Origin of the sequence: Bartonella occidentalis (assembly GCF_037070875.1) — a bacterium.
Lineage (GTDB): Bacteria > Pseudomonadota > Alphaproteobacteria > Rhizobiales > Rhizobiaceae > Bartonella.
The window spans coordinates 306,483-325,436 of record NZ_JAYMZJ010000002.1 but is presented as its reverse complement, the minus strand read 5'-3'; the positions used below and the strand labels follow the sequence as shown (position 1 = coordinate 325,436).

Annotated in this window: 13 protein-coding genes; 9 read left to right on the top strand and 4 right to left on the bottom strand. The window is 37.2% G+C overall.

What is annotated here, in order from left to right; genetic code table 11:
• Positions 1-30: 30 nt before the first annotated feature.
• The 6 genes from WCP78_RS04880 to alaS all read left to right on the top strand — a co-directional run bounded on the left by WCP78_RS04880 (position 31) and on the right by alaS (position 8,926).
• Positions 31-1,044: a DNA-directed RNA polymerase subunit alpha gene (locus tag WCP78_RS04880; RefSeq protein ID WP_336279381.1), complete on the top strand. Its 1,014-nt coding sequence runs from the start codon at positions 31-33 to the stop codon at positions 1,042-1,044.
• A 24-nt stretch (positions 1,045-1,068) separates the two neighbouring features.
• Positions 1,069-1,497: a 50S ribosomal protein L17 gene (gene rplQ / locus WCP78_RS04875; protein WP_336279380.1), complete on the top strand. Its 429-nt coding sequence runs from the start codon at positions 1,069-1,071 to the stop codon at positions 1,495-1,497.
• Positions 1,498-1,721: 224 nt separating this feature from the next.
• Entirely contained in the window at positions 1,722-3,116 is a 1,395-nt protein-coding gene (locus WCP78_RS04870; RefSeq protein ID WP_336279379.1) for a DegQ family serine endoprotease, read from the top strand.
• Between the two features lie 7 nt (positions 3,117-3,123).
• Positions 3,124-4,437: a replication-associated recombination protein A gene (locus tag WCP78_RS04865; protein WP_336279378.1), complete on the top strand. Its 1,314-nt coding sequence runs from the start codon at positions 3,124-3,126 to the stop codon at positions 4,435-4,437.
• Positions 4,438-5,019: 582 nt separating this feature from the next.
• Positions 5,020-6,063 carry a recombinase RecA gene (gene recA / locus WCP78_RS04860; protein ID WP_336279377.1) on the top strand — a complete coding sequence of 348 codons (1,044 nt, stop codon included), beginning with the start codon at positions 5,020-5,022 and terminating at the stop codon, positions 6,061-6,063.
• A 196-nt stretch (positions 6,064-6,259) separates the two neighbouring features.
• On the top strand, positions 6,260-8,926 hold the full coding sequence (alaS, locus tag WCP78_RS04855; RefSeq protein ID WP_336279376.1) for an alanine--tRNA ligase: 2,667 nt from the start codon (positions 6,260-6,262) through the stop codon (positions 8,924-8,926).
• Positions 8,927-8,981: 55 nt separating this feature from the next.
• Here the strand turns inward: alaS and WCP78_RS04850 are convergent, their stop codons facing one another.
• A complete protein-coding gene (locus WCP78_RS04850) occupies positions 8,982-10,769 on the bottom strand; it encodes a glucan ABC transporter ATP-binding protein/ permease (RefSeq protein ID WP_336279375.1) in 1,788 nt (595 codons plus the stop codon).
• Positions 10,770-10,995: 226 nt separating this feature from the next.
• Here WCP78_RS04850 and WCP78_RS04845 point away from each other — a divergent pair, with 226 nt between their 5' ends.
• Together WCP78_RS04845 and WCP78_RS04840 are read left to right on the top strand one after the other, a co-directional pair.
• On the top strand, positions 10,996-11,979 hold the full coding sequence (locus WCP78_RS04845; RefSeq protein ID WP_336279374.1) for an RluA family pseudouridine synthase: 984 nt from the start codon (positions 10,996-10,998) through the stop codon (positions 11,977-11,979).
• 215 nt (positions 11,980-12,194) lie between these two features.
• Positions 12,195-12,983 carry an ATP12 family chaperone protein gene (locus WCP78_RS04840; protein WP_336279373.1) on the top strand — a complete coding sequence of 263 codons (789 nt, stop codon included), beginning with the start codon at positions 12,195-12,197 and terminating at the stop codon, positions 12,981-12,983.
• A 138-nt stretch (positions 12,984-13,121) separates the two neighbouring features.
• Here the strand turns inward: WCP78_RS04840 and glnA are convergent, their stop codons facing one another.
• From glnA to uvrA, 3 genes are all read right to left on the bottom strand, one after another.
• Positions 13,122-14,531 carry a type I glutamate--ammonia ligase gene (gene glnA, locus WCP78_RS04835; RefSeq protein ID WP_336279372.1) on the bottom strand — a complete coding sequence of 470 codons (1,410 nt, stop codon included), beginning with the start codon at positions 14,529-14,531 and terminating at the stop codon, positions 13,122-13,124.
• 204 nt (positions 14,532-14,735) lie between these two features.
• Complete coding sequence (locus WCP78_RS06265) at positions 14,736-14,900, bottom strand: P-II family nitrogen regulator (RefSeq protein WP_442895298.1); 165 nt, start codon at positions 14,898-14,900, stop codon at positions 14,736-14,738.
• Positions 14,901-15,159: 259 nt separating this feature from the next.
• Entirely contained in the window at positions 15,160-18,060 is a 2,901-nt protein-coding gene (gene uvrA, locus WCP78_RS04825; protein WP_336279371.1) for an excinuclease ABC subunit UvrA, read from the bottom strand.
• 222 nt (positions 18,061-18,282) lie between these two features.
• On the opposite strand from uvrA, the gene ssb reads away from it, so the two are divergent.
• The gene (gene ssb, locus WCP78_RS04820; protein ID WP_336279370.1) at positions 18,283-18,801 is read left to right on the top strand and encodes a single-stranded DNA-binding protein; all 519 of its coding nucleotides are present in this window, start codon (positions 18,283-18,285) and stop codon (positions 18,799-18,801) included.
• Positions 18,802-18,954: the final 153 nt, after the last annotated feature.

Below are 18,954 nucleotides of genomic sequence, written 5' to 3'. Positions count from 1 at the left end.
TGGCGGAGCTAAAAGAACGGGAATAAAAATATGATCCAGAAAAACTGGCAGGAACTTATAAAACCAAACAAGGTTGAGTTCTGTGTGCATGATAATCCAAATGTTTTAAGTGTTATTGCTGAACCTCTTGAGCGGGGATTTGGCTTGACATTAGGGAATGCGCTTCGTCGTGTATTGCTGTCATCTCTCCGTGGTGCTGCAGTTACTGCTGTGCAAATTGATGGTGTGCTACATGAATTTTCATCGATTCCGGGTGTTCGGGAGGATGTTACAGATATTATTCTGAATATCAAAGAAATCGCTATTCGTATGGAAGAGGAAGGGCCTAAACGCGTTGTAGTTTTTAAAGAAGGGCCTGGTATTGTTAAAGCTGGGGATATAAATGTTGTCGGCGATATGGAAATTCTGAATCCAGAGCATGTTATTTGTACTCTTGATGAGGATGCGGAAATTCGTATGGAGTTTATTATCAACACAGGAAAGGGATATGTTCCGTCTGACCGGAATTGTGCTGATGATGCGCCTATAGGTCTTATTCCAGTTGACAGTCTTTATTCACCAATTCGCAAAGTATCTTATAAAGTAGAGAATACACGTGAAGGTCAGGTTTTAGATTATGATAAGCTGACTTTAACGATTGAAACAAATGGTGCCGTTAATGGAGAAGATGCTGTTGCTTTTGCTGCGCGTATTCTTCAAGATCAATTATCGTTATTTGTTAATTTTGAAGAGCCACAGAAGGAAGTCGTTGAGGAATCAGCTTCTGAGCTTGCTTTTAATCCTGCACTTCTCAAAAAAGTGGATGAATTAGAGCTTTCAGTTCGCTCGGCAAATTGTTTGAAAAATGACAACATTGTTTATATTGGTGATCTTATTCAAAAAACAGAAGCTGAAATGCTTCGGACACCAAACTTTGGGCGAAAGTCGTTAAACGAGATTAAAGAAGTTTTGGCGTGTATGGGACTGCATTTAGGTATGGAAATTCCTGCATGGCCACCTGAAAACATTGATGATCTTGCTAAACGCTATGAAGATCAATATTAAAATTAAGATTTAAGGAGAAAGCTCATGCGACATAATAAGTCAGGTCGTAAGTTGAACCGGACTGCCAGTCATCGTAGAGCAATGTTTGCAAATATGGCGGTTTCATTGATCGAGCATGAGCAAGTTGTGACAACGCTTCCAAAGGCAAAAGAAATTCGTCCTGTCGTTGAGAAATTGGTTACACTTGGTAAGCGTGGAAGTTTGCATGCGCGTCGACAAGCGATTGCAGCTATTCGTGATACTGGAAAAGTTGCAAAATTATTTGATGTACTTGCTCCGCGTTATGCGTTGCGCAACGGTGGGTATTTGCGTATTATGAAAGCAGGGTTTCGTTCTGGGGATAATGCGCCTATGGCTGTTATAGAATTTGTGGATCGTGATATTGATGCGAAGGGTGCTGCGGATCACATGCGTATAGAAAATACCGCGAGGAAGAAGGATGTTTCTTCGTGAAGTAGTTTCGTTCTTTATAAATTTTTGAAAACCGCCTTTAAAAGGCGGTTTTTTGTTAGAATTTAAGAATAAATTTTACTTAAATAATCAATTTAGAAAAATCATTATTAAGATTGAATTATTTGATTTTTATAACATTTATTTTTAGAGTAATTTATTTTTTTATAATGGGTGAGGGATTACTCTATTAAATTAAAGTACACCAATTTTATGAGGAACGAGTAATGAAGTATTTTCTTTTCGTGTGGTTTTTGGGAACGATTATGATCCAGATATCGCTCAATTGTGCATACGCTAAAATTCCGCAGACGCAATCAGAAATTGTTCTTTCATTTGCTCCTTTAGTAAAAAAATCCATTCCGGCTGTGGTTAATATTTATGCAGATCGGCAAATCAGAACTCGTTCACTTTTTGAAGGTGATCCATTTTTTGAGCAATTTTGGGGTCGTTATCAGGGTAATCAGCCTTTACGTAAACAATCATCATTAGGATCTGGGGTTATTGTTGATGCAAGTGGATTGGTTGTTACAAATTATCATGTCATTAAAGACGCAAGTGAAATTAAAATTGCTCTTTCTGATGGAAGAGAATTTGCAAGTAAGGTTATGCTAAAAGATGAAGCAACTGATATTGCAGTGCTTAAAATTGATGTAAAAAATGTTAAATTTCCTGTTCTTCCTTTAGGGAATTCCGATGCAGTTGAAGTTGGCGATCTTGTTCTTGCAATTGGTAATCCTTTCGGTGTTGGGCAAACAGTTACAAGTGGTATTGTTTCGGCGCAGGCACGTACACGTGTGGGTATTTCTGATTTGGACTTTTTTATTCAGACAGATGCTGCCATTAATCCTGGAAACTCTGGTGGAGCGTTAATTGATATGAAAGGACAATTAATCGGGATTAATACGGCTATTTATTCGCGTTCAGGTGGTTCTGTCGGAATTGGTTTTGCTATTCCAGCTAATCTCGTGAAAGTTGTTCTTGATACTGTTAAACGTGGAGGAAAATATTTTGTTCCACCTTATATTGGTGCATCCTTCCAAAGTGTTACATCTGATATTGCAGAGAGTCTAAATTTGGAGCGCCCCTATGGTGCTCTTGTTATTGACGTTGTCAAGGAAAGTCCTGCTGCAAAAGCTGGTTTAAAAGTAGGCGATGTTGTTTTAAGTGTTGAAGGAATAAGAATTGATAGTCCAGATAGCCTTGGGTATCGTTTAATGACAACAGGTGTTGGCGAAAAGCTTTCTTTAGAATATTTGCGAAATGAAAAGGTCTTCAAAACAGAAATAGCTATTTTATCAGTATCGGAGTCTACATTTTTAAAATCTGAAAAGCTTACTAATAAAGGTCCACTTTTTGGTGTTGAAGTATCGGATTTAACGTCGCAAAATAGTTGGCGGTTTCATCTTCCTGCGACTACGAGAGGTGTGGTCATTACTAATTTTGATCAGAATAGCAATGCTGCGGGAATTTTTCGTTCCGGAGATATTTTGCGTGTTGTTAATGGGCATAAAATTCAAACAGTTAGTCAGCTAAAAAAAGTTCTTATGCAAGGTCATCGGAGTATTTGGCAGTTAGAATATGAACGTGATGGCATGTATATTCGTCAATTTATTCGCTGAGGTTTTTTTGAATAAAGATTTTTTTACTTCATCTTCCGATCTTCATATTAATAAAAATCGGCCGCTTGCAGAAAGAATGCGTCCTCGTTCTCTTCATGATGTCATTGGACAAAGTCATCTGGTTGGAGAACAAGGTTTGCTTTCACGTATGGCGGCAGCTGGTTCATTCGGTTCTATGATTTTTTGGGGGCCTCCGGGAACAGGAAAAACAACTGTTGCACGTTTATTGGCGCATGAAACAAGTTTCGCTTTTGAGCAAGTCTCCGCTATTTTTACTGGAATGACTGAGCTTAAGAAAATTTTTGAAGTAGCGCAAACTCGTTTTATGTCTGGGTATAAAACGCTGTTATTTGTTGATGAAATTCATAGATTTAATCGTGCCCAGCAGGATAGTTTTCTTCCTGTTATAGAAGATGGTACTGTGATCCTCATAGGTGCAACAACTGAAAACCCTTCATTTGAGCTTAATGCTTCTCTTCTTTCTCGTGCACGCGTTTTGACGTTTCTTCCTCATGATAATGAAAGTTTACATGTGCTTTTGAAGCGTGCTGAAGAAGTAGAAGAGAGAGCTCTTCCCTTGGATGATTATGCTAGAGATGTTTTAATCAAAATGTCTGATGGTGATGCACGGGCGGCGTTAACATTGGCAGAAGAAATTTGGTTTGCTGCGCGACCAGGAGAGATTTTTGATGCTATAGCTTTGCAAAAAATTACTCAGCGTCGCGCCCCAATTTATGATAAAGGGCGAGATGGTCACTATAATCTCATTTCAGCATTGCATAAATCAGTTCGTGGATCTGATCCTGATGCTGCTCTTTATTATTTGGCACGTATGTTTGATGCAGGTGAAGATCCCTTGTATATTGGACGAAGATTGGTTCGTATAGCCGTTGAAGATATAGGTTTGGCGGATCCTCAGGCTCTTGTTATTTGTAATGCAGCGAAGGATGCTTATGATTACTTAGGATCACCTGAGGGAGAATTGGCTTTGGCACAAGCATGCCTTTATGTTGCGACTGCTCCAAAATCAAATGCAACATATCTTGCCTATAAAGCAGCTATGCGTTGTGCTCGCGAAAATGGTTCTTTGCCTCCTCCTAAGCATATTCTTAATGCGCCTACAAAATTTATGAAAGAAGAAGGATATGGGCATAATTATCGTTATGATCACGATGAGCCAGATTCTTTTTCAGGACAGGAGTATTTTCCTGAAAAGCTTGAACATCAAATCTATTATCAGCCGCAAGAACGTGGTTTTGAGCGTGAGATCATTAAGCGTCTTGAATGGTGGAAAAAATTAAGACAAAAACGAAATAATTAAAATATATTTTGGATTTTAAAGTTTTTTATTGTTTTGCGACTGATTTTGTTCCAGCTATACGGCTATAATTTTGGTGACAATTTAGATCTTTCTTTGAATGCGTATTGTTCTTTGTATAATGAAGCTTTCTTATATGTTCTTGTTTATGCTTTTATAAGCGTTTGTATCGCTTTTATATATTTAACACTTTAAATTGTATATTGCATTATGTATTTTGCTTGATAATGGATTTTTCAGTTTTTAAGAGTTGGCTTAAAATTTATCTTGTGATTTTTTACAAAGAAATATCAAAAATTTAGTGCATAAAAGGATTGCTTTTAAATTTAAATTGTTTCTTTGAGGGAAGAAAGCTATAGAATGTATAAAGCTTCTGTCTTTTAATAAAGGTGTTTTTGAAAGTATATTTATATCTTAGAAAAAAGAAATAATCTCTGCTTACTCGCGTTAATGAGTTGTTGTTTGTACAATATACAGTTATAGAAATGGAGATAGTCTGTGAAAATTTAAACTCAAGGCTTTCGTTAAGTTAAAAGAACAGTGTACATTGAATGTTGGATTATTTGACTCGGTAAGGATATAATTGTGGACAAAACAAAAGCTCTAGATGCTGCTCTATCACAAATTGAACGTTCTTTCGGTAAAGGCTCAATTATGCGTCTTGGGCAAAAAGAGCAGGTTGTTGAAATTGAAACAATACCAACTGGTTCATTATCTTTGGATATCGCTTTGGGTGTAGGTGGATTACCAAAGGGACGTATTATTGAGATTTATGGACCAGAGAGTTCTGGTAAAACTACGCTGGCTCTTCATGCTATTGCTGAAGCACAGAAAGGTGGTGGCATTTGTGCTTTTGTAGATGCAGAGCACGCTCTTGATCCTATTTATGCGCGTAAGCTTGGTGTTGATTTGGAAAATTTATTTATTTCTCAGCCAGATACCGGTGAACAGGCATTGGAAATTACAGAGACACTTGTTCGTTCTGGAGCGGTTGATGTCCTCGTTGTTGATTCAGTTGCAGCTTTAACACCACGCGCGGAAATTGATGGTGAAATGGGTGATGCTTTACCTGGATTGCAAGCTCGGTTGATGAGCAAAGCTTTAAGAAAATTAACAGCATCAATTTTTCGTTCTAACTGTATGGTTATCTTTATTAATCAAATTCGTATGAAAATTGGAGTAATGTTTGGTTCTCCTGAAACGACAACGGGTGGAAATGCTTTAAAGTTTTATGCTTCTGTCCGTTTGGATATTCGTCGTATTGGGTCAATTAAAGATCGGGATATGGTTGTTGGAAATCAGACGCGCGTTAAAGTGGTAAAAAATAAATTAGCTCCTCCATTCAAGCAAGTTGAATTTGATATTATTTATGGTGAAGGTATTTCTAAATTAGGAGAATTGATTGATTTAGGTGTTAAAGTTGGTATTGTAGAAAAATCTGGTTCATGGTTTTCGTATAATTCTCAGCGTTTGGGACAGGGACGTGAGAATGTGAAGCAGTTTTTACGTGAACATGCAGAGATAGCTGCGGAAATTGAAATGGCTTTGCGTCAAAATGCGGGTCTAATTGCAATTGAATTGCTAGAAAATGTAGGATCAGAAAATACAGAAAGTGATGAAGATATTTGATGAGTTATTTGTCTAAATGTACTCCTGCTTTTAAGATTTTTTCTGTGTTCATTTATTAAAACTTTATGATATAAGTTTGCTTTATTTTTCAAATTTTTAATTTCTATGTTTGATTAAATTAGCTCTACGAGTGGCAGAGAAGAGTGTATTTAATGATGGGTATGTTTTTTGTGTGTAGTATTCTATAGGTATCAATATGAATAGTGTTAATAGCATCCGGTCAACTTTTCTGGATTATTTTCATCTTAATGATCATCAAATTCTTCCTTCTAGTCCACTCGTTCCACGTGATGATCCTACACTCATGTTTACAAATGCAGGAATGGTGCCATTTAAAAATATTTTTACTGGACTTGAACAGCCTTCTTATAAGCGAGCAGCAGCCGCACAAAAATGTGTTCGTGCAGGCGGAAAGCATAATGATCTTGATAATGTCGGTTATACAGCGCGCCATCATACTTTTTTTGAAATGCTAGGTAATTTTTCTTTTGGTGATTATTTTAAAGAGAAAGCAATTTTTTTGGCGTGGAATCTTTTAACAAAAGAATTTTGCCTTTCAGCAGATAAACTATTGGTAACAGTTTATCATAGCGATGATGAAGCTGCTCAATTGTGGCGTAAAATTTCAGGTCTTCCAGATGAAAAAATTATTCGTATTGAGACTGCCGATAATTTTTGGATGATGGGTGATATGGGACCTTGTGGCCCTTGTTCGGAAATTTTTTATGATCATGGTGATAAAGTACAGGGGGGGCCACCAGGAAGTGCTGATGAAGATGGCGATCGCTTTGTTGAAATTTGGAATCTTGTTTTCATGCAGTATGAGCAGGTGAGCAAGGAAGAACGTGTTGATTTACCTCATCCTTCTATCGATACTGGTATGGGATTAGAGCGTGTCGCTGCTGTTTTGCAGGGGGTTCATAATAATTATGACATTGATCTTTTTCGTGCGTTAATTGGTGCGTCAGAAGATATAACGGGGGTTAAGGCAACTGGTGATTTTGTTGCGAGCCATCGTATAATTGCTGATCATCTTCGCTCATCTGCATTTTTGATTGCTGATGGTGTTCTGCCTTCCAATGAAGGTCGGGGATATGTTTTACGCCGTATTATGCGTCGTGCTATGCGCCATGCTCATCTTCTTGGTGTTAAAGAACCATTGATGTGGCGTCTTTTTCCTGCTTTAGTCAGCCAAATGGGGCAAGCTTATCCTGAATTGGTGCGTGCTGAATCTTTGATTTCAGAAATTTTAAAGTTAGAAGAGGTACGTTTTCGAAAAACTCTTGAACGAGGGCTTGGCTTGTTGAATGAAGCGAGTGTTAATCTTAAAAAAGGTGATCATTTTGACGGTGAAGTAGCTTTTAAACTTTATGATACATATGGTTTCCCACTTGATTTGACGCAAGATGTTCTTCGGCATCGCGGAATATCTGTTGATGTTAATGCTTTTGATAAAGCTATGGAGTATCAAAAAAAAGAAGCACGAGCAAATTGGTCTGGCTCCGGTGATACTACAACAGAAGCAATTTGGTTTTCTGTTTTTGATCAAGTGGGAGCTACAGAGTTTGTGGGTTATGAAACAGAAAAAGCTAAGGGTATAGTTACAACTCTCGTCCATGATGGAAAAATCGTTAATAGTGTTTCTTCTGGGCAAAAAGCCATTCTTGTTGTGAATCAAACGCCTTTCTACGGTGAATCTGGTGGGCAAATAGGTGATAGCGGTATCATTTCTGGTGATAAATGCTTTCTTTTTGAAGTACATGATACTCAGAAAAAGGCTGGTGGTGTTTTTATTCATATTGGGGAAGTTAAATCTGGTCAGGCCAATATATCTGACTGTGTAGAATTAACAGTTGATGTTGTTCGTCGTAAAAAAATCCGTGCAAATCACTCTGCTACCCATTTATTACATAAAGCTTTGCGTCAAATATTAGGATCTCAGGTTACGCAGAAGGGGTCTCTTGTATCGCCAGATCGGTTACGTTTTGACTTTTCTTATCCTAAACCGGTTTCTTTAGAAGAGTTGAAAAGGGTAGAGGATTTAGCTAATGACATTGTCTTGCAAAATAGTGAAGTAACAACACGTCTTATGACAGTAGATGATGCGATTTCTGAAGGAGCGATAGCATTATTTGGTGAAAAATATGGTGATGAAGTACGTGTTGTTTCTATGGGAGAACAGCTTGAGCATGAAGGATTAAAAAGCTTTTGGTCAATGGAGCTATGTGGTGGAACACATGTAGAGAGGACAGGAGATATCGGTTTAATCCATATTATTTCTGAAAGCTCTGTAGCGGCTGGAGTTCGTCGTATTGAAGCATTAACAGGTACAGCTGCACGCCTTTATCTTAGTCTTCAAGAGGAGCGAATTCGTGAAATTTCTGATCTTTTAAAAGCTTCTTCTTTTAGTGTAGAAGAACGTGTTCGGATTCTTCTTGATGAACGTCGTAAACTTGAAAAAGAGTTAAGTGATGTACGCAAAAAAATTGCATTAGGTGGTAATGCCATAAAGAGTGATCAAGAAGATATTATTCGTGTCAATGGCATTTCTTTTATGGGGCGTGTTGTTAAAAATATTTTGCCACGAGATCTTAAAGCATTAGTGGATTCTGGGAAGAAGCAGATTGGGTCTGGAGTGGTTACTTTTGTTGGCGTTTCTGGAGATGGTAAAGGAAGTGCGGTTGTTGGTGTTACTGATGATTTAGTTGGTAAGTTGAATGCTGTTGATTTAGTTCGTGTTATTTCAGGTGTTCTAGGCGGTCAAGGTGGTGGTGGTCGTCCCGATATGGCGCAGGCTGGTGGACCAGAAGGAGATAAAGCTGATGAGGCTATTTTAGCATTGAAGGCTTTTATTGAAAGGTAATTTTTACCTATTATTTGTGGTGTTCTGTTCTTATTTTAAAGGTGTTATTTTGATTCTATGATGCAATAGCTTCATGTAATGCAGTCAAGGATTCATTTTCAGTTTTTATCATTGGCTGATCGATTGTTAAGCCGCCAGCTTTTAGTAATTTATGGAAGCGTCCACCTTTATCGATCAATTCTTGAAAGCTCCCTTTTTCAATTAAGTGTCCATGATCTAAAAATAACACAATATCAGCGTGACGAATTGTTGAAAGTCGATGCGCTATAATTAAAGTGGTTCGATTTTTACTTATACTTTTGAGAGAATCCTTAACTTTGGCTTCTGTTTCAACATCAAGAGCACTGGTTGCTTCATCTAAAATAAGAATGGGTGAATCTTTTAAAATTGCACGCGCAATTGCCAATCGTTGTTTTTCTCCACCTGATAATTGGGAACCTCTTTCGCCAACCAGTGTATCATAACAATTAATTTTTTCTAGAATAAAGTTATGAGCAGCTGCTATTTTTGCAGCTTCGTAAAGTTCTTTATCTGTTGCGGTAGATTTTCCTATTGCTATGTTGTCGCGGATACTACGATCAAAAAGACCAGTGTCTTGAAACACTGTTGCTAAAGATTTACGTAAAGATTCGCGATTAATAGAACGTATATTCACTCCGTCAATGGAAATATGTCCAAACGTAGGGTCATACACGCGTTGCAACAAATTGATTAATGTTGTTTTACCAGCACCTGTTGGTCCTACAATAGCAGCAGTTTGTCCTGCTTTAATCTCAAAGGAAATGTCAAAAACACCTTGAGAAGAATTTGGAAATTTATAGGTAACATGATGAAATTGTATTGCGCCCTTAACATTTTTGAGGGAAGGAAAATTATCAGGCTTATTGATATGAAAAGTTGAATCTTCCATTTCAAAAAATTCTTGTAGCTTTGCTTGTGAGGAGACTGCGAGATTAATGAAACTGCTAATTTGATCTAAGCGATTAATCATTAATTGTGCAAATCCAATAAAAGCAACAACTTCACCTACACGTAATTGGCCTTTTGTCACAAAGAAAGTTCCAAGAAGAAGGACACACATTATTGAAATTGTAGAGGCCATTCTGTTTAAACCACTTGCAAGAGCCCACCAATTTAAAACGGGGTTTTGTGCCTTAAGGAGATCGTGTGTATGTTGATGTAGTGCCGCAGTTTCTTCTTTGATTCGGTTATAGCTTTGTACAATGGAAACGTTAGAAATTGAGTCACTGATATGTTTAAAAAGGTTGTGATGATAGCGCTCTACAGCGGCTTGCCCATCTTTTGTTTTTTTCATGACTAAACGTGCGATCAACACATAAATAATGGCAAGAATAACTAGAACTGTTGAAAGGCGCCAATTCATGTTAAATGCTGTGGGTATAAGGATGAATAAAGCAGCAATGGTTGAAAGATGTTGTCGCATAAAATCAAGCCATATGGCTGACATAGAATCTACAGCGCGCAATAATGTGTGGAGAGCGTTAGAAGTTCCATGCTGTTGGTGCCAAATTAAGGGCATAGCAATGACACGTTCGAAAGATTCAGTTAAGACAGTTAAGCGGCGCCTATGTACCAAGCGATCAGCACTGCGAGCAACAAAGACATAAGCAATAATATTAAAAATACCAAAACAGATCCAAATTGTGAGAGTAAGAATAATACCCGATTTATCGGCGATGGAGTCAATGACGCGTCCAAATAAAACAGGTTCTGCTATGGTGATAATAGCCAACATAACATTACCTGTACAGATAAGAAGAGATGCTTTTTTTTCTTTATTTAGATAAGTAAGGACGCGAGCATAAGTTTTAAATAAGGACACAGATGATATCTCCAATAGCTATTGTAAGCATAAAAAATACAGGATAGCAGTTAGCCTTTGAGTTAATAGAATTTAAACAATAAGAAAAGGAAATTTTAGATACTAACTGTAATGTGGTGTGATAAAATTAATTTTATTCTACTCTATAGGATATAAATTCTTGTGTTTATTAAAGATGCGACACAAAAACTGATAATAAAATTATAATATGGCAAGGAAACTGGTCATGATAAGCGTCAAAATAAAAAAGGTTGAAGCCGACGAAAGTGGTATGCGCTTAGATCGCTGGTTTAAAGTGCATTATCCGGGACTTGGGTTTGGATTTTTACAAAAATTGCTACGTTCTGGTCAGATACGGGTTGATGGCGGGCGTGTTAAAACTGATACGCGGCTTCTTATTGGGCAATCTGTTCGCATTCCTCCGTTATCTTTTGATGATAAAAAGGATCTTCCTATAACGGATAAAACTATTCGTGGACAAGATGACAGAGTCATTTTAAAAAAAATGCTGCTCTATGAAGATCCGAAAGTTTTTGTTTTTAACAAGCCTGCGGGTTTGGCTGTACAAGGTGGCTCTGGTTTGACACGCCATATGGATAGTATGCTTGAAGTGTGGCGCAATAAAAAAGGTGAAAAGCCACGTTTGGTTCATCGTCTTGATCGTGAAACGTCAGGTGTACTTATTGTTGCTCGGTCAAGAGGTGCTGCGCAAGCTTTAACTGCTGCTTTTAGAGCACGAGAAACAAAAAAGACTTATTGGGCGTTGGTTAGGGGGGTTCCTAAAAAAAGCCAAGATAAAATTTCAACATGGATGGTTAAAGATGGAGCTGCGCAAGGTGATAAAATGCGTGTTTGTGAACATGGGGAGCCGGATTCTAATCATGCAGTTTCCTACTATCGCGTTTTAGATACCAGAGGTCGAACGCTTTCATGGCTTGAAATGGAACCTTATACTGGCAGGACACATCAACTTCGTGTGCATGCTGCGCATATGAATCATCCTATCATTGGTGATTCAAAATATTTTTTTTCTGATAGTAATTGGGAGTTTCCAGGAGGAATTCAAAATCGGCTTCATCTTCATGCACGTCGCATTCGTATACCTCATCCTTTAGGAGGCATATTGGATATTGTCGCACCTTTACCGCCTCATATGGTACAAAGCTTTAATCTTTTAGCTTTTAATGAAATTGATGGTGATACAGAATAATGGAAAAAATTTAACAGCTGAATTTCATCTGATTATGTGCAAAATATTTTATTTTAAAGGATTTAGTTTTGATGAAATAAATGTAAAGTTGATTTGAGTTAGTTGATGTTTCTTTTAGCAAATTAAAAACTTGCGTTATATCTGTTTTATAAAAAGTTAATGCGAACTTTCTTCCAGAAAAACTAGTAAATTTTAAATAGTATAGGTGGAGCGATATGCGTGGAATTTTTGATCATTTAGATATGCCGTTAAATAAAAATGATTTTTCTCATAAGTCGCAACATCCTTCACATAAAATGCTACCTAAACGATTTTATAAAGAAGTTAAAATTGTGTGTGAGGAGAGAGGCTTTTCTATATTATTGGATAAATGTTCAGTTAAAACGCCGGCAAAACGCCACTTTATTGTACCTACAGAAGCGTTTGCTGCATTAGTTGTACAGGAGTTTAAGAATCAAAAACAGGTTATTGATCCAGAAAAAATGCCGGTTACACGTCTTGTGAATACTGTTATTGACGGCATAGTGGATGATATGCAGGTTGTTTTTGAAGACTTGTTGCGTTTTGTTGCATGCGATATGATTTTTTACCGTGCTCAAACACCAAAAGAATTAGTACAACGACAATGTGAACAGTGGGATCCTTTGTTAGATTGGGCGGAAGAAAAACTCGGTGCACGTTTTAATCTAACAGAAGGGCTGATGTATGTTGAACAACCGCGAGAAGCTATTCAAGCTGTGAGTAATTATTTACGTAAGATAGAGTCCCCTTATATGCTCGCTGCACTTCATACGATTACGACTTTAACCGGATCAGCTCTCATTGCTTTAGCTCTTTCGGTGGGAAAAATTACTTCAGATTATGCTTGGGATATTGCACATTTGGATGAAAATTGGATGATAGAGCAGTGGGGAGCTGACGAGGAAGCGATGGCTCGTCGAACTTATAAGAAAGCTGAATTTGATGCAGCAGCTACAATTATTATGACTTTCTTACAAAGTTAAATTTTTTCCGCTCATTTGTGCGAATTCATTTTTCAAATGAAAGTCCTTTAAAATTTTTGCCAACCTCAATTATTTTATAACTTGATAAAATGGAGACTTTTGATCTCCATTTTAAAATTAAAAAGAACAATGCATTCTTTAAACAGAATAATACATATCAAATTCGACGGGATGCGGAGTTGTTTCATAGCGCAAAACTTCTTGTGTTTTTAACTCAATGAAGGAGTCAATTTGATCATCATCAAAAACATTACCGGCTTTAAGAAAGCTACGATCTTTATCAAGCGCTTCAAGTGATTCGCGCAAGCTTCCCGAAACTGTAGAAATTTTTTTGAGCTCTTTTTGAGGAAGGTCATAAAGATCTTGATCCATAGCATGTCCGGGATGGATTTTATTTTTAATACCATCAAGACCAGCCATTAAGAGTGCCGCAAAAGCTAAGTATGGGTTGGCTGTTGGGTCTGGAAAACGAATTTCTACACGTTTTGAATTTGGTGAAGAGCTTAATGGAATTCGGCAAGATGCGGAGCGATTGCGTGCAGAGTAGGCGAGGAGAACAGGAGCTTCATAACCAGGAACCAAACGCTTATAGGAATTTGTAGATGGGTTAGTGAAGGCATTGACTGCTTTGGCATGCTTAAGAATACCTCCAATGAAGAATAGACAAGTCTCTGACAGTCCCGCATATTCATTTCCCGCAAAGATTGGCTTATTTTCTTTCCAAATTGATATATGGACATGCATACCTGAACCATTATCGCCAAAAATTGGTTTAGGCATGAATGTTGCTGTTTTTCCGTAGCTGTTCGCTATCTGATGCACAACATATTTAAAGATTTGCATTTTATCAGCTTCGCGGACTAAAGTATCAAAGCGAATGCCCAATTCATGTTGAGCTGCAGCCACTTCGTGATGGTGCTTTTCGACGCGGACGCCCATATCTTTTAGTGTTGTGAGCATTTCAGAGCGCATATCTTGGCAAGAATCGATCGGAGGAACGGGAAAATAGCCGCCTTTCATTTTTGGGCGATGGCTGAGATTGCCCATCTCATATTCAGTATCATCATTTGATGGCAGTTCGCTTGAATCAAGTTTAAATCCTGTGTTGTAGGGGTCAGCTTTATAGCGCACGTCATCAAAAATAAAAAACTCTGCTTCTGGACCTATATTGATGGTATCCCCGATTCCCAAGGATTTTATATAATTTTCAGCTCTCTTAGCGATAGAGCGAGGATCTCTGCGATAATACTCTCGAGAAATAGGATCAAGTACATCGCAAAATATAACTAACGTAGATTGGGCAAAAAAAGGATCAATATGTGCTGTTTCCGGATCTGGTAGCAATACCATATCGGATTCATCAATTGTTTTCCATCCAGAAATTGAAGAACCGTCAAACATGACACCATCATTAAATGTATCTTCGCTGATTTCTACAATATCCATTGTGACATGATGTAATTTGCCTCGTGGATCGGTAAAACGTAAATCGACAAAACGTATGTTATTGTCTGCTATTTGTTTAAGAATATCTGATGCGGTTGTCATATTCCATTTCCTTATTGGATTGAGTTGGATAAAATTATGGAAAATCTTATATATTAAAGGATATTGGTTCTAGTTTTGTTAGTATTGATAGGGATGATATTATCTTTGGAAAAACATATATTTCCCATCTTCTATTTGAGCTGTTTTACGTATGTCTCAACGGCTTATTTAAATTTTCCATCGGTAAATAATTTAATTTTTATTTTAGGTGCAAACAGTATATTCATACTGCGGTAAAATTCTTAATACCCTGTTATGCCACAAACTTTTTTCTTCTGCTATAGTAATACTACATAATCCAATGTTTTGAAGCGCATCTTTCACTTCATTAAGTTTAAAAGGTTTTATGATGGCTTCAATTTTTTTCATTTTAAAATTATCTCCCATACTATTTTGTTTTTTAGACCGCTCTAAATTATATTAATAATATAAATATGCTAACAGATACTTTTATACGACAAAAAAATCAAAATTTTAGAGATATGCATTTTTCAATATTTTCTTATAGCACAAATTGAGATGCTGTTGTTTTATGAAAAAAAGACTGCAATACTTGTAAAGAAACGAATTAATACATAAAATTTTGAACTTTTTATTGTTCTATATGTATTTTATATTGGGGCTTTTTTTAAGAGTTGGGGTTTTCTAAAGGTCGGCGCAGTAAAACTTCTTTTAGAAATTTTCCTGTGTAGGAAAGGGGAGTATTAATAATATCTTCAGGTCGTCCACTTGCAACGACTTCACCACCGCGATCCCCACCTTCTGGTCCTAAATCAATAATCCAGTCTGCTGTTTTTATGACTTCAAGATTATGTTCTATTACTGCAACTGTATTGCCTTGCTCAACAAGTTCATGCAATACTTCAAGAAGTTTCGAAATATCATGAAAATGTAGACCTGTTGTTGGTTCATCTAAAATATAGAGTGTACGACCTGTTGTTTTGCGTGAAAGTTCTTTTGCCAGCTTCACACGTTGAGCTTCACCACCAGAAAGTGTGGTAGCTTGCTGTCCTACTTTGATATAGCCGAGTCCAACTTTTATGAGGGTTTTCATTTTGTTGTGAATAGAGGGAACTGCTTGGAAAAATTCCTCTGCTTTTTCGATTGTCATATTCAAGATATCAGCGATAGATTTTCCTTTAAATTTCACTTCTAGCGTTTCACGATTATAGCGTTTTCCTTGACATACATCGCAAATAACGTAGATATCGGGCAAAAAGTGCATTTCAATTTTTATAATTCCATCGCCTTGGCATGCCTCGCAGCGCCCCCCCTTAATGTTAAATGAAAAACGCCCTGCTTTATAACCGCGAGCTCTTGACTCTGGAAGCTCGGCAAACCATTCACGGATATGGGTAAATGCTCCTGTATATGTTGCTGGATTAGAACGAGGGGTGCGTCCAATGGGTGATTGGTCGATATCGATGACTTTATCAAGAAGATCTAAACCTTCAATTTTGTCATAGATTGCTGGGTTGTGATGAGTCCCCATAATATGGCGTGATGCAGCTTTGAAAAGAGTTTCAATGAGGAATGTTGATTTTCCTCCTCCTGAAATACCAGTTATGCACGTAAAAGTTCCAAGAGGAATGTCGGCACTGATATTTTTTAGGTTATTGCCTCGCGCACCAATAATTTTAAGTGTTTTTGATTTTGATATTTTGCGTCGTTGAGTGGGCAATTTAATTGCCATTTTCCCTGAAAGATATTGACCTGTGAGAGATGATGGATTTTCTATAACTTCCTGTGGGGTGCCTTGAGCTATGATCTTTCCACCATGAACACCTGCGGCAGGACCAATATCCACGACATAGTCTGCAGTCAGAATAGCATCTTCGTCATGTTCAACAACAATAACTGTATTGCCGAGATCGCGTAAGTGGCATAGCATTTTTAGAAGTCGTTCATTATCGCGCTGGTGTAATCCGATAGAGGGTTCATCTAAGATATAAAGAACGCCTGTAAGACCAGATCCAATTTGAGATGCTAACCGAATACGTTGGCTCTCTCCACCTGAAAGTGTGCCTGAATTTCGAGATAAAGTAAGATATTCAAGCCCTACATGATTTAAAAAAGCTAAGCGTTCACGAATTTCTTTTAAAATACGTACTGCGATATTACGTTGTTTTTCAGTCAGGTATTGATGAATGTTAGCAAACCAATCATCTGCTTTTAAGATAGAAAGTTCTGATATTTCTCCAATATGCATTCCATGAATTTTGACAGCAAGCGCTTCTTGTTTTAAACGATAGCCATGGCAAGATGGACAGAGAGAAGAAGACATATAACGCTCGATTTCTTCATGTGACCAGGCAGAATTTGTTTTTTTCCATTGCCTTTCCATATTGGGAATAATGCCCTCAAAGTGTTGTGTTGTTTTATGCAACGCTAAATCATTAGACATTGTCTTTTCTTTTATGCCATATAGAATAGCGTTTTGAGCTTCATCTGAAAGTGCACTCCATTTATCTGTCAGTTTGAATCCGTAAATTTTTCCCAGTTCCTCTAAGGTATTATGATAAAAAGGTGAGGATGATTTAGCCCAAGGAGCGATTGCTCCATCCTTTAAGCTAAGATTCTTATTTGGAATAATTTTAGTCGGGTCAATTGTCTTTTTTGTACCAAGTCCATCGCAAATAGGGCAAGCACCAAAAGGATTATTGAATGAAAATAGTCGTGGTTCAATTTCAGGGATAGAAAATCCAGATATAGGGCATGAAAATTTTTCTGAGAAGGTAAGGCGTTTATGTGTTTCATTTTTTGATTTATTGGCAGATTCTTTTGAATTTTTTTGTATTAAAGGTTGGTCTGCCATTTCAACAATTGCAATTCCATTCGCAAGCTTTAAGCAAGTCTCTATACTATCAGCTAAGCGAGAGCTAATGTCATTATGCACAACAAGACGATCTACCACAACGTCTATGTCGTGTTTATATTTTTTATCAAGAAGGGGAATATCAGAAATTTCATAAAACTCTCCATCAACTTTGGCTCGCTGAAATCCTTTTTTTACAAGCTCTGTTAATTCTTTTTTATATTCTCCTTTTCGTCCTCGCACTATTGGTGCCATAATGAATATCCGTGTACCTTTTGGTAAGCTCATAATTTTATCAACCATTTGGCTTACAGTCTGACTCTCAATAGGAAGTCCTGTAGTAGGGGAATGAGGAACTCCAATACGCGCAAAAAGAAGGCGCATATAATCGTAAATTTCTGTGACAGTTCCCACTGTTGACCGAGGATTACGGCTGGTTGTTTTTTGTTCAATAGAGATAGCGGGAGAAAGACCATCTATTCGGTCAACATCAGGTTTTTGCATCATTTCTAGAAATTGGCGCGCATAAGCAGAAAGGCTTTCAACATAGCGGCGTTGGCCTTCAGCGTAAATTGTATCAAAAGCTAAAGATGATTTCCCTGAACCGGAAAGTCCTGTTATAACGATCAGTTTATCACGAGGGAGGTCTAGATCAATGTTTTTAAGATTATGCTCACGAGCGCCGCGAATAGAGATGTATTTTTGGTGAGGCATGCTTATCCCTAGCATAGGTGATAAAATTAATATCTAAAGTAAAATAAAACTGTTTTAAAGGAATTACAATGTGTGTAGCACATTTATAATGTGGAAAGAGATTGAAAATTCTATAAGAAGAAAATAAAGATGATAGATCTTTATTTTTATTGATGAAATAAACTATACGTTGTTGTTATATTTTGTTATAATTGCGCAGTTTACTATTTTGGAGTTTATGCGATGGCTGGTAGCCTTAATAAAGTTATTTTAATTGGTAATCTTGGTGCAGATCCTGAAATTCGCCGTTTAAATTCTGGTGATCAAGTGGCAAATTTGCGTATTGCTACTTCGGAAAGTTGGCGTGATCGTAATACAAATGAACGTAAAGAACGCACAGAGTGGCATAATGTTGTTATTTTTAACGAAAATCTCATTAAGCTTGTAGAGCAATATTTAAGAAAAGGCAGCAAAATTTACATTGAAGGTCAGTTACAGACGCGTAAATGGCAAGACCAAAATGGTAATGATCGTTATACCACAGAGGTTGTTTTGCAAAAATACCGTGGTGAATTACAAATGCTTGATGGGCGTGGAGCAGCTGGCGGAGAGCAAGTGCAAGGAGCACACCAGTCGAGCGGCAATTATAGCGGTGGTGATTTTGGTGAGAGTAACTTAAGTCAGCGGGATGTATTTAGTCAAAACAGCACTCAATCAGGAGAGAGTTTTTCTCACAAATTAGATGATGATGTACCTTTTTGATAGCGCTTCAAGATTTAATATTTTATCTTTTATTTCTTTTTGTGCTTTTCTAATTATTTATCTAAATTTTTAAAGTGCAGGAAAGGAGATCCTGTTCTTTTTATTGGTGCTTTTAAACACAAATAAGTAACTTATTGAAAATGATTGTTAAAT